9 protein-coding genes are annotated in these 12,083 nt (G+C 34.9%); all 9 read right to left on the reverse strand.

Translation table 11 applies throughout. The features are described 5' to 3' along the window. Window positions 1-131: 131 nt before the first annotated feature. The 9 genes from BUB89_RS16325 to BUB89_RS16365 all read right to left on the reverse strand — a co-directional run bounded on the left by BUB89_RS16325 (window position 132) and on the right by BUB89_RS16365 (window position 11,656). Window positions 132-1,145 (reverse strand): L-rhamnose/proton symporter RhaT, encoded by a 1,014-nt coding sequence (locus BUB89_RS16325; RefSeq protein WP_073247011.1) that lies wholly within the window; start codon window positions 1,143-1,145, stop codon window positions 132-134. Window positions 1,146-1,177: 32 nt separating this feature from the next. Next, a complete protein-coding gene (locus tag BUB89_RS16330) occupies window positions 1,178-2,227 on the reverse strand; it encodes an aldose epimerase family protein (RefSeq protein WP_073247014.1) in 1,050 nt (349 codons plus the stop codon). Between the two features lie 11 nt (window positions 2,228-2,238). Then, window positions 2,239-3,333 (reverse strand): mandelate racemase/muconate lactonizing enzyme family protein, encoded by a 1,095-nt coding sequence (locus BUB89_RS16335; protein WP_073247016.1) that lies wholly within the window; start codon window positions 3,331-3,333, stop codon window positions 2,239-2,241. A gap of 4 nt (window positions 3,334-3,337) precedes the next feature. Next, window positions 3,338-4,792: an aldehyde dehydrogenase gene (gene aldA / locus BUB89_RS16340; protein WP_073247018.1), complete on the reverse strand. Its 1,455-nt coding sequence runs from the start codon at window positions 4,790-4,792 to the stop codon at window positions 3,338-3,340. A gap of 24 nt (window positions 4,793-4,816) precedes the next feature. Then, a complete protein-coding gene (locus BUB89_RS16345) occupies window positions 4,817-5,587 on the reverse strand; it encodes an SDR family NAD(P)-dependent oxidoreductase (protein WP_073247020.1) in 771 nt (256 codons plus the stop codon). A 34-nt stretch (window positions 5,588-5,621) separates the two neighbouring features. After that, a complete protein-coding gene (locus tag BUB89_RS16350; protein ID WP_073247023.1) occupies window positions 5,622-6,638 on the reverse strand; it encodes a zinc-dependent alcohol dehydrogenase in 1,017 nt (338 codons plus the stop codon). A 189-nt stretch (window positions 6,639-6,827) separates the two neighbouring features. Continuing rightward, window positions 6,828-7,619, reverse strand: a complete 792-nt coding sequence (locus BUB89_RS16355) for an IclR family transcriptional regulator (RefSeq protein WP_073247025.1) — start codon at window positions 7,617-7,619, stop codon at window positions 6,828-6,830. Window positions 7,620-7,851: 232 nt separating this feature from the next. After that, complete coding sequence (locus BUB89_RS16360; RefSeq protein ID WP_083552895.1) at window positions 7,852-9,093, reverse strand: glycoside hydrolase family 117 protein; 1,242 nt, start codon at window positions 9,091-9,093, stop codon at window positions 7,852-7,854. Window positions 9,094-9,112: 19 nt separating this feature from the next. Beyond that, entirely contained in the window at window positions 9,113-11,656 is a 2,544-nt protein-coding gene (locus BUB89_RS16365) for a glycoside hydrolase family 2 TIM barrel-domain containing protein (RefSeq protein WP_234982681.1), read from the reverse strand. Window positions 11,657-12,083: the final 427 nt, after the last annotated feature.

Genomic DNA, 12,083 nt, shown 5'->3' on the forward strand with positions numbered 1-12,083 from the left:
GTAGATTCTTTACAGCATCAGCAGCTCTATTTAAGCCAATGATGAGCTACACTTTTTAACCCCCTTTGATTTCAAAATTAATACCATCTTGTGACCATTGAACTGTATATTTTTTATTTTGTTTTTTTGTTTTAAGATATTCCGTTTCCTATGGCAATTATAGAAATCCCAATTATCATACACGTCAAACTTATGTATAAATATTTTTTTGCTCTACTTGATGCGTTAATCCATTCCTTAGTAACAATCCCGCTTACTATTGCAGTTGCCACACAAGAGGTGTTAAAAATTGCATAACCAACGGTGTTCCCAATTTCTCCTAATTTAAAAGCTGCAAATGCAAATAGGGCTGAGGCAGCATAATGGAAAATGGCCATAATTAAAATTAGGATAAAGTTTTTTCTAAAATTGGGTGTTTTAAAACAAACCCAAGCTTTTTTTGAGGATAGCTGCCAAGCAAAATATAAAGTCATTACAATTCCTCCACTAATAAATATTGGAAACATAACAGCTACTGCTGTTACCCATTCGGGGTTTCCTGATGCTTGACAGGCCTCATGTATATAAGGTCTACCAACAGCGTTCGCATAACTAAAACCAGTAGCTAATAAACCACCAATAACTGCAATAGTAATCCCCATAATCATCTCACCTTTTCCTTTTATATTTTGTCCTGATTTTAATTCATCTAATTCTCTTGTAATACCAGCTTGCCCATTAAATAGCACACCTAAGAGTACTACAAAAATACCTGCCAGTATGGTTAGAAGTACATTTTTTTGAGGTAATCCTTCAACGGCAAAAGGTAGAATTGAACCAACTAATATGACAGTCCCAATAAATATAGAAAACCCCAGAGACAACCCAATGTGATTAATAGCCTTGCCCCACATCATAACACCAATACCCCATAATAGACTTGCAACCGCCATTTTTATCAGAACATTTGTTGGTACAGAGAAAAAAACACTGCCAAAATTATTTATGAGTATTATTGAGGCAATAATAGGAACTAAAAACATGGTCAACATGAAAAATAAACTCCAAGTATTTTCAAATTTAAAATCTTTAGTAAATTTTTCGGGTAGAGCATAAAGACCCAGCATAAGTCCCGCTCCGATTGCTAAAATAATTCCATCAATCATAATGTTTTAAAGTTTAGTTTGTATAAGTTATTTTAAAAGTCAAATTTAAAGATGGTTACACTTTTAAATTTTTCACCTGCCTTGGTTAGGGAATTAGGTGCGTTTTTTAAGTTGGGACCATTTGGGTATCGATGTGTTTCGCAACAAAGCCCTCTGAATTTACCAAATTGATTTCCATTTTCTCTGGCTAATTCGCCAGAAGTATATTTACCTGTATAGAGTAACATACAAGGTTCGGTAGTTGAAACTGTAATTTTTTGATCATTAGACGCTAATGATATCACTGCAACTTCTTTCAGTATTTCATTTGGATTGTCAAAAATGTAAAAATGTTCAAACCCATCATTCATAGCATCATGGACAGAACCAATGTGTTTGCTTACTCTTAAATCATCCGGTTGTCCTTCAACTAGTACAATCTCTCCTGTAGCAGCACCCGAACTATCTAATTGTAACCGTTTGTTTGTATTTACTTGTACGTGGTGGTTTTCTATACTTTCTGAAAAACCTGATAAGTTAAAATAAGTATGATTGGTCAGTGATAAAGGCGTGTCATGGTCTGGTATTGCAGTATATACAATGCTTAATTCATTACTATCATTTAAACAAAAAACAATAGAAATTACCACGTTTCCGGGAAACCCCTCCTCCAGATGTTTACTTTCTAATACCATTTTTATGGATGAAGAGGCTTCAAGCGTTTCAAGAGATTCTAGTTCCCATATTTTTTTATCAAACCCTTCTTTTCCTCCATGAAGATTATTACTCCCACAATTTTGGACTAGTTTATATTCTTTACCATTTAAACTAAATTTTGCCTCTTTTATTTGAGACGAGTAACGTCCTACAGTACAGCCAAAATAAGGAGAGTTCTCTTGATAAGGTTTAGATAAATAACCTTCAAATGTGTCGAATCCACAAGTGATTTCTTGAACTTCCCCATTCTTGTCTGGTACTTTTATAGCGGTTATAGTTGCCCCATAATTCATGATTGACACAGACATTCCTTGTGTGTTTGTCAACGTGAATTGCAAAACTTCTTTATCTTGAAATGTTCCGAATATGTGTTTGGTTATTCCCATTTTCTATGTGGTTATTTTGCTTTATAAACGGCTAATTTTTCCCAATTAAAAATAACGCCAATTCCAGGATAATCAGGAGCAACAGCTCTGTAATTTTCTACTACCAACGGTCTTGTGGTGTATTCATCAATAGGAAAACTATGCACTTCTAACCAACCTGAATTAGGTTGAGCGGATACTAAACTGACATGTAATTCTTGCATCCCGTGTGAACAAGCAGGAATTCCATGTTTATCAGCTAATCTGGCTGACGCCAACCATCCCGTTATGCCACCACAATTAGAAGCATCCGGTTGAACAAATGACAGTTTGGATTGCTCAAAAGCATATTCAAACTCATGAATGGTATGTAAATTTTCCCCCATAGCTAGAGGAAACCCTGTTTTATCTACAATTTCTCCATATCCTTTATAATTATCTGGAATTATGGGTTCTTCAAACCAAGTAATGTTATATGGTTTGAAACCTTCAATGGCTTTGATTGCTTTCTCGACTGTCATTGAATAATTGGCATCTACCATGAATGTGACATCTGGCCCTACAAATTCACGAACTGCTTTGATGCGTTCTAAATCATCTTCAAGATTTTCTTTACCTATTTTTATTTTAACAGCATTAAATCCTTTTGCCAAATAGCCTTCCATGTTTTTTAGCAATTTTTCAGTTGAGAACATTAGATCAATGCCTCCACAGTAGGCTTTGCAAGTATTTCCTGCACCACCAGCCATTTTCCAAAGTGGTTGATTTGCTTTTTTACACTTAATATCCCAAAGAGCAATATCTATGGTTGATAGGGCAAAAGAAGCAACACCACCACGGCCTACATAATGAATGTGCCATTCTAGAAAGTCGTATATCTCATCAATATTACTAGCCTCTTTTCCTATTAAAACACTCTTAAAATCATGTTCAATCATCGCTTTTATGGCATGTCCACCCTTACCCCCTGTGTAGGTATAGCCAGTGCCTTCACTGCCATCTTCTAGAGTTATGGTTGTAGTAATGAGCTCAAAATGGTAATGATCCCCGTGTTTAGCATCAGCCATGACCTCTGGTAGCGGGACAATGAATAATTGAACGTCAATTTTTGAAATTTTTGTATTCATTTTCTTATACTTTATGTCTAATGTAAAAAGTCTTCTTTTCTAAATATTGCTCAAATCCATATTTGCCATCTTCACCACCAGAACCGGATAATTTATAGCCGTTGTGGAAACCTTGATGTTGTTCTCCATGGCCACGATTAATGTAGATTTCACCGTATTCTAATTCATCGTTACATTTCATGATTGTGTTCATATCATTCGTAAATACCATCGCAGCCAAACCATATTCGCAATCATTAGCATAACCAACAACTTCTTCAAAAGTTTTAAACTTAAGAACAGGTAAGATTGGTCCAAATGACTCTTCGTGAACAATAGTCATATCTTGAGTAACATTGGTCAAAATGGTTGGTTCAAACCAATATCCTTTTTCAAATCCAAGACCTGTTGGTTTTTTACCACCCGTTGCTACTGTAGCTCCTTCTTTGATACTCACAGCAACCAAATGCTCCATAGCTTTCAATTCGGCAGCATTTACTTTTGGTCCCATATCGGTATCTTCCAGCATAGGATCACCTACTTTAAGGGCTTTTACTTTTGGAATGAATTTTTCCATGAAAACATCATAGATATCTTCGTGCAGATACATACGTTCATTACAAGTGCATACTTGACCGCAGTTGTCAAAACGAGAATGCAAAGCGGCATCTACCGCGGCGTCAATATCAGCATCAGCAAAAACAATAAATGGAGCTTTTCCACCTAATTCTAACTGAACATGAGTCAAATTCTCCGCTGCATTACGAGCAATATCTTGACCTACAGGAGTAGAACCTGTCATTGTTACCATTTTGGTAATTGGGCTTTTTACTAAGGCATTCCCCATAGCTCTACCCGGACCAGTAAGAATATTAATTACCCCAGCAGGAATACCCACTTTGTTAGCAATATTTCCTAATTCTAAAGTTGATAAAGGCGTTTCAGAAGTTGGTTTAAGTACTATACTATTTCCTGCTATCAAAGCCGGCCCTAGTTTTCGTGCAGCTAATGCAAATGGAAAATTCCAAGCTGTAATAGCGACAATTACTCCACGAGGTACTTTTTGAATCCAAATTTGTTCATTTGCATTATCAGAAGGAATAATATCTCCTTCGATTCTGCGAGCTCCTTCGCAAGAGTACTCAATAAATGATGAAGCAACAGCTACTTCAAAACGAGCTACTTTTAATAATTTCCCTTGTTCTTTTACAATCAGTTGCGCTAAGTATTCTGAATTAGCTTTGATCTCGTTTGAGAATTTATATAGCAATTCAGCTCTAGTTCTAGCTGGTAATTTTTTCCATTCTTTTTGCGCTTTGTCAGCAAATACTAAAGTTTCAAGTGCCTCTTCTGTAGTACCATTTTGCACTCTTGCAACTACTTCCTCAGTTGAAGGGCTTAAAACATCAATTGTTTCTCCAGAGGTAGAAGTTCTCCACTCTCCATTAATAAATAGTTGGTATTCTTTAATTTGTGCCATCTTCTATTTTTTTAATAGTTACTATTAACGTCCCATCCAACCACCATCAACTAACATAGTTGTACCGTGCATGTAAGAAGCCGCTTTTGAACATAAAAATACAGTTGGCCCAGCGAAATCCTCTGGTTTCCCCCAACGACCTGCAGGAATGCGCCCTAAGATAGAAGCTGAACGAACTGGATCATTACGCAAAGCTTCTGTATTATCTGTATCGATATAACCTGGTGCAATGGCATTTACATTTACACCTTTACCAGCCCATTCGTTAGCAAATGCCATCGTTAATTGACCAATAGCTCCCTTACTTGCTGCATATCCTGGAACGGTGATGCCACCTTGAAAAGTCAATAATGATGCTGTGAAAACGATTTTCCCGTTACCTCTAGCAATCATATCTTTACCAATCTCTCTCGTTAAGATGAATTGTGCATTTTGATTTACTTCGACAACTTTATCCCACATTTCGTCTGGATGTTCTGCAACCGGTGCTCTTAAAATAGTACCTGCGTTGTTTACCAAAATATCGATTTGTGGAAAATCTGCTTTTACAGCAGTAATGAATCCATACAAAGATATTCGGTCTCCAAAATCACAAGTATAGCCTTTAAATTTTCTTCCCAATGCTGTTACCTCTTTTTCTACAGCACTTCCTTCTGTTTCAAGTGAAGCACTCACACCAATGATATCTGCACCTGCTTGTGCCAAACCAATAGCCATTGCTTTTCCTATTCCTCTTTTGCATCCTGTTACTAATGCTATTTTCCCTTTTAAGCTAAATGTATCTAAAACGCTCATTTATTTTTGTTTAATTTTTAAATTAATTATTTGTTTAGGCTTGACAATCCATCATTACTTTTAATCCTTCTGGATTCTTGTCTATACTTTCAAAAACTTGTTGGATATTTGAAAGTGGCTGAACATCCGTAATCATTTGCTCAAATGGCAATTCATTGGACGTGATTAAATCAATTGCTTTTTCATAATCTTCTTTTTCGTAAACACGAGCTCCGATTAAACTTAATTCTTTCCAGAAAAATTTAAACAAATCCACTTCTTTTTTTACACCATGAATAGCTACCATTAAAATTCTTCCACGGATTCCAGCTACTTCACACATAATATCAAGAGCAGGTTGAACACCAGCAACTTCAAAAACAACATCTGCTCTACGGTTTTCTGTTTTACTTTTTACATATTCAACTAAGTCTACTTCAATGGGACTTACAGCATCAAAACCTAATTCTTTAGCTTTCACAATTCTGTTTGGATTTACTTCAGAAATAATTACTTGTGCACCTAATTCTTTAGCAACCATAGCAACTAATAGTCCAATAGGCCCACCACCTAAAACTACAGCTGTCTCCCCTTTTATCAATCCACTTCTACGCACGTCGTGTGTAGCAACTGATAAAGGCTCAATTAAAGCGGCTAATTTTAAATCAGTACTTTCTTTTAATTTATGCAAAGTGAAAGCTGGCACATTCCAGTATTGTTGCATTGCACCAGGACTATCAATTCCGATAAATTTTAACTCTTCACAAATGTGGTTGAATCCTTTGTCAGATGGTTTTATTTTTCTATCATCTAATGGACGAACTACTACTTTGTCTCCAACAGTAAATCCAGTAACCCCTTCTCCCACAGCGTCTATAATACCCGACATTTCGTGACCAATAGTTTCTGGAATACTCACTCGTTTATCCATCATACCATGATAAATATGAACATCTGTCCCGCACACTCCTACATAGGCAACTTTAATTCTAACTTCCCCTTCATCAGGTTGTTCTACTTCTTTTTCAATAACAGTAAAGGTTTTATTTCCTTCGTAAATGGTTGCTTTCATTTTACATCTATTTGTTTCAAATAATAAAATTGTTTCTTATTTGAAACAAATATAATAATTACAACTTATAAAACTCAAAATCAAACCTATTTTTTTTCATATATAAAACTAGTTCCGTATAAAAAACCAGAATAAAAAAAAGTGCCTTGACAAACAAGACACTTTCTACAAAGAGTTGATCGTTATTGCTTAGCGCCCAAGATATCCAAGTTTTAAAGAGATTTCGAGTGCATATTTAGCAATTATTTTTCCTTTTTTTTCAAAATCCTCGCGGGGTAATCGACCGTGGGGAGCAGTAATCCAAATTGCAGCTACTGGATAGCCTGATTCGTTAAAAATAGGTGCCCCAATACAGTGAATTCCTTGAATATCTTCGCCATTATCGATTGCGTATCCATTTTTTTGCACCTCTAAAATTTCTTCTTTAAATGCTTTTTTAGAAACAATAGTATTATCTGTAAACTTAGTAAAAATCAAAGAATTGATTATAGACGTCACTTCTTCTTCAGGCATGAATGCGAGAATTGATTTTCCTCCAACAGAACTGTGCAAATAAAAACGGGTACCTTGTTCTACATAAAGTTTAACAGGATATGAAGAAGATACTTGTTCTAAAATAGTCCCCATTTCACCTAATACTACGCCAAGCATTACAGACTCTTTCAATTCATCACGTAGCGCACGCATAATATCAATAGATAATTCCACAATACTTTGTTCATTCATAGATGAAATACCTAGAGTAAGCATTTTTCGAGAAAGAGTGATTTTTTTAGTAGTCTCATTTTTTTGCAAATAGTTTTTAAAAATCAAAGTGTTTGTGATACGAAAAGCACTCGATTTAGTAACGTCTAAGGTTTGTATAATTTCAGACAAAGTAAGTCCTTTGGGAAAAGTTGCCAATAACTCTATGATTTGTAACCCTCTTTCTAAATTAGGAACATTGTAGTTTGATTTTAAATCTTCTTTTTCTGCTGTCATTTTTATTTGGAAGTTGTATAAGACAAAAATAGAGTTTATTATGGAAATTATACGAATAGTTTTTATTCGATTTTATAAGAATCCAAAATTGCTTTAATCTTGCTTTGTTATAGAAGCTGGAAACATAAAACCCTACACTTTTGTGGTGCTTTATGGATTTTGAGGAAAACAAAAAATCCCTTCTATTCCTTTTATCTTAGGATTAGAAGGGATTTTAATAATGAATTAAAGCTTATTTGTTTATGCTTTCAGCTTTTTCAGTTTTACCGTTTACTGATTTTTCACCAACAGCTACATGAGTTGTTTTTCTTTCAGAAGAAAAACGCATTATACTTTGGTAGTTCCTGTTATTATATTTGTGAGTTAACCCCCAACGCAATGTTTCAGTAGGCTCTTTTTCATTTTCAGCTGTTCTATTTAATCCAATAGCGTGAGGTGCATCTTTTATAAAAGATTTGATTTCAAAATTGATTCCGTCTGGTGACCATTGAATAGTGTTTTTTTCTGGACCATCCGTAGTAATCAAAGAAGCAATTCCACCGTTATAAGGCCAAACACAAATTTCGTGACCACTATTACTGATTGGATTGTAAGGTGATTTTTTGTATGGCCCTAGTGGGTTATCTGCAATAGCCACACCATGACGAATTTGACGACCACCAAAAGTCATTTCCTCCCCCATTTGCTCTCCTTTGTAGTACAAATAGAATTTACCTTTAAACGGAATGATGCAAGGATCGTGTGTTTTATGACTATCAAAATCTCCTTTCTTCTCTACTAAGAAACGGTTATCTTCTTTACCTTTCCATACTCCGTTTTCAGCTGGAGCGATAACTGGTGCGTCTAATTTTGTCCAAGGTCCGTCTGGCGAAGTTGACCAAGCCATTCCTACTTTCTCTTTGACACGCACATTGTACACACCTTCCACAGTTTGGTAACATAAATAATACTTACCATCCCATTTCATAATCTCTACAGTAAACACAGAACGATCATCATAGGATCCTTTTTTACCTCTTGCAACAGCAATTCCTTCTTCTTTCCATGTCCACCCATCTTTAGAGGTAGCATACCAAATATCGCATCGATCCCATGGAAATACTTTTTCGTTTTCCATATCACCACCAAAACCTTGAGTAGGTCCAGTGCTTTTAGTATACCAAACATAGTATTTGTCGTTTTCTTTGATAATACCACTTGGATCTCTACGCACCACGCCTTCTTCATAGGCTAAATCTCCTTTTAAGGATTGCGGTTCGCTAAATTCGATAAACCATTCATTTCCTAGTTTTTGATCCCATAACAAAGCTCTTTTAGTTGCAGTACTTAAATGGTCAACATCCATGATGCCATATTTGTCTTTATATTTTACAGCCAGCGATCTTAACTCTTTATCTGTCTTAGTTTGAGCTGATGCGGTTAACATTATTCCCATTGAGAACAACCCAACAATACTTTTTTCTATTGTATTCATTTTTTTATTTGGTTAATTATTAATTTATATTTTTTTTAGTTGTAATAGTTATTGTATTGCTTTTTAATCCTTTAGATTGAGCTTTAATTGTAGCCGTGATAGGCACCTCTTTTTTAGATTGTACGATGAACAAGCAACGCCCTTTAGTCAACACAATTTTATTGGATTGAAAATCTTGTACATTATCCACAGCTCCATTGTCTATTCCTAGTACTTTTAGATTTCCATTTACAGTAAAACTAATTTCAGAATTTAGAGTCTGAACAGGATTATTGTTCTTATCGACTATTTGAGCTACAATATGTGCCACTGCATAACCATCGTTTTCAAGCGTTGTTTTGTCTGTAGTCAATTGAATACTATAAGCCTGGCTAGGTGTTACGAGTTCGCTAGTGATGATTTTACCTGATTTAGTTCCTGTGGCTGACAATTTACCAGCTTCAAACGGAACAGCCCATTTGTAAATATGATCTTCAAAATCAGATAATTTTTTCTTCCCTAACGAACGCTCATTTAAAAAGAGTTCCACTTCGTCACAATTCGAATAAATCTCTACAATGGTTTCTTCTCCTTGTTTGTATTCCCAGTGCTCATTGACATCGTGCCAAATCCACAAGGCTTTTTCCCATGCACCTATTTTTTTCTCTACCACTTTCCCTGTTTGAGGATCAGTTTTGTAGATGGATTTGTCTTTATTTTGAGTTGCTATATACAATTCGGGAGCCTCATTCCACAAAGATTTCATCATGTGATAGGATGGTTTCTCAAATCCAGCATAATCAAGGATTCCGCTATCAGTTCCTTTTTTAGGCCATCTTTTATTGGATTCTCCTAAATAATCAATACCTGTCCACAAGAAAGTACCTGCCACAAATGGTCGTTCCATAATGGCTTTCCATTCGTGCCATTGTGCAACATTCTCAGTTCCCATGATAGGCAAATTTGGATAATTTTCATGTCCATAGTCATATATTACACGTCGATAACTATAGCCAATCATATCCAGCGCATTAGCGTATCCCGACTCATAACTGGACGAAGGCAAAATACAGTTGGCAATCACATAGCGCGTAGTGTCCATTTCTTTGGTCCATTTTGCTAATTTTTTAGCAGTAACACCTATGTCGTATTTTTCTCTTGGAAGGGTTTCTAATTTTTCTTTAATTTTTTCAATGGAATTAGGAGGTAACGACCAAAAGTAGTTTCCGCTCCAGTCCATATTATTAAAAAAACCAGTAGCTTGCGCATTTCTTTCGTACGTCCATTCAATTTCATTACCAATACTCCATTGAATGATACTAGGATGATTTCGATGGGCTAACATAGTGTTTTTTAAATCGCGTTCCGCCCATTCTTGAAAGTGTTCCGTGTAGCCTCGAGTAATATAATCAACTGATTTTTCTTTCATATTCAGTCTTTTATCTTTTGGATTATCCCATTCGTCAAAAAACTCTTCTTGAACCATGATACCCATTTCGTCACAAAGTGTGATGAATTCATCTGAACCAGGATTATGCGAAATTCTAATGGCATTAACACCAGCTTCTTTTAATTTTTCAAAGCGTCTTTTCCATACATCTTTTGGGACAGCTGCACCTACCAATCCTGCATCATGATGCAAACAAACTCCTTTGATTTTCATATTTTTGCCATTGAGATAAAAACCAGTATTTGCATCAAATTTAATGGTTCTGATTCCAAACTTTGTTTGGTGCACATCAACTGTTTTTCCGTTTTGTACAATTCTGGTTTCAGCAGTGTATAAATTAGGATTTTCTACATCCCATAATTTCGGCTTACTAATGCTTGCATTAATACTAAATTTATCTTCTTTTTTGGACGCTAGTTTTCCTTTAGAGGATTGTTCTGCTACTTTTTTTCCATTAACATCAAGGAATATTGTAATGATTTCAAAAGCTTCCTCTTTGTTGAAATTGTTTTTTACCTTAACTTCTAAATGAACGGTACTTTCTTGAGTACTTACCTTAGGAGTAGTGATGTACGTGCCCCAAATAGGAATATGCAAATTATTTTTAGTAATCAATTCAACATTTCTATAAATTCCAGAACCCGTGTACCAGCGACTATCAGCATACCTACTTCGATCGACTTTTACTTTGATTTCATTAGCGCCATTACTATTCAAGTAAGAGCTTAAATCATAATAAAAAGGAGAATAGCCATACGGATGCTCGCCTAGTTTTTTATCGTTTAACCACAATTGACTATTGTTATAAATCCCATCAAAAAGGATGTATATCGTTTGATTCTTATTAGGCTTTAAGTTGAAGTTTTTCTTGTACCAACCTATTCCTCCAGGCAAATAGCCAGTTGCTCCTTCACCGTTTATTTTATCGAAAGAAGCCTCAACACTCCAATCGTGTGGAAGATTTACTTTCTTCCATTTAATATTTGTATTGTTTTCGAGTTTAAAATTCCAATTGAAATTAAAATCAATATTAGGTACCGATATATTTTGAGCATCAGCACTCAAAATAGCTAAATTTAGAAAACCAATACGTATTAGTTTTTTGATGGCTAAATTTTTTGTTTTGTCTTTCACGTTAATTGTTATTTTGCATATGTATAGTTTTTAGAAGTGTATACTCTGTGTGTGTATCATAAAAACAAACTGTATTGTGGTATTTTTGGATACATGCAGAATCTGCCAACCATATCTATTTATATATTCTATCTTTTTATTTTTTTCACACAAACATTAAAACTATGGTTGATGTGGCAATGAATTAAATATTTCTAGTTTTCCGTAAGTAAAATAAATTGAATTATTAAAAAAATAACTCATAAAAATATACATCAAGATTTAAGCAAATATCTCATTATAAATGGTAAATCGATTTAATTTAAACTAGACAATAACTGAACAAATATTTTTTACAACTACATTTTCGGTTTTTTAACTAGACATTAACTACATTGTGCTTACTAAATAGATATGCGTCATAGTTCAGTCTGAATTTTACATTATT

The sequence above is a fragment of the Flavobacterium flevense genome, from assembly GCF_900142775.1.
In the GTDB taxonomy this organism is placed as follows: domain Bacteria; phylum Bacteroidota; class Bacteroidia; order Flavobacteriales; family Flavobacteriaceae; genus Flavobacterium; species Flavobacterium flevense.

Coding starts and splice junctions, on each gene's coding strand:
- BUB89_RS16325 (WP_073247011.1), bottom strand. CDS start 1,145: ATGATTGATGGAATTATTTTAGCAATCGGAGCGGGACTTATGCTGGGT.
- BUB89_RS16330 (WP_073247014.1), bottom strand. CDS start 2,227: ATGGGAATAACCAAACACATATTCGGAACATTTCAAGATAAAGAAGTT.
- BUB89_RS16335 (WP_073247016.1), bottom strand. CDS start 3,333: ATGAATACAAAAATTTCAAAAATTGACGTTCAATTATTCATTGTCCCG.
- aldA (WP_073247018.1), bottom strand. CDS start 4,792: ATGGCACAAATTAAAGAATACCAACTATTTATTAATGGAGAGTGGAGA.
- BUB89_RS16345 (WP_073247020.1), bottom strand. CDS start 5,587: ATGAGCGTTTTAGATACATTTAGCTTAAAAGGGAAAATAGCATTAGTA.
- BUB89_RS16350 (WP_073247023.1), bottom strand. CDS start 6,638: ATGAAAGCAACCATTTACGAAGGAAATAAAACCTTTACTGTTATTGAA.
- BUB89_RS16355 (WP_073247025.1), bottom strand. CDS start 7,619: ATGACAGCAGAAAAAGAAGATTTAAAATCAAACTACAATGTTCCTAAT.
- BUB89_RS16360 (WP_083552895.1), bottom strand. CDS start 9,093: ATGAATACAATAGAAAAAAGTATTGTTGGGTTGTTCTCAATGGGAATA.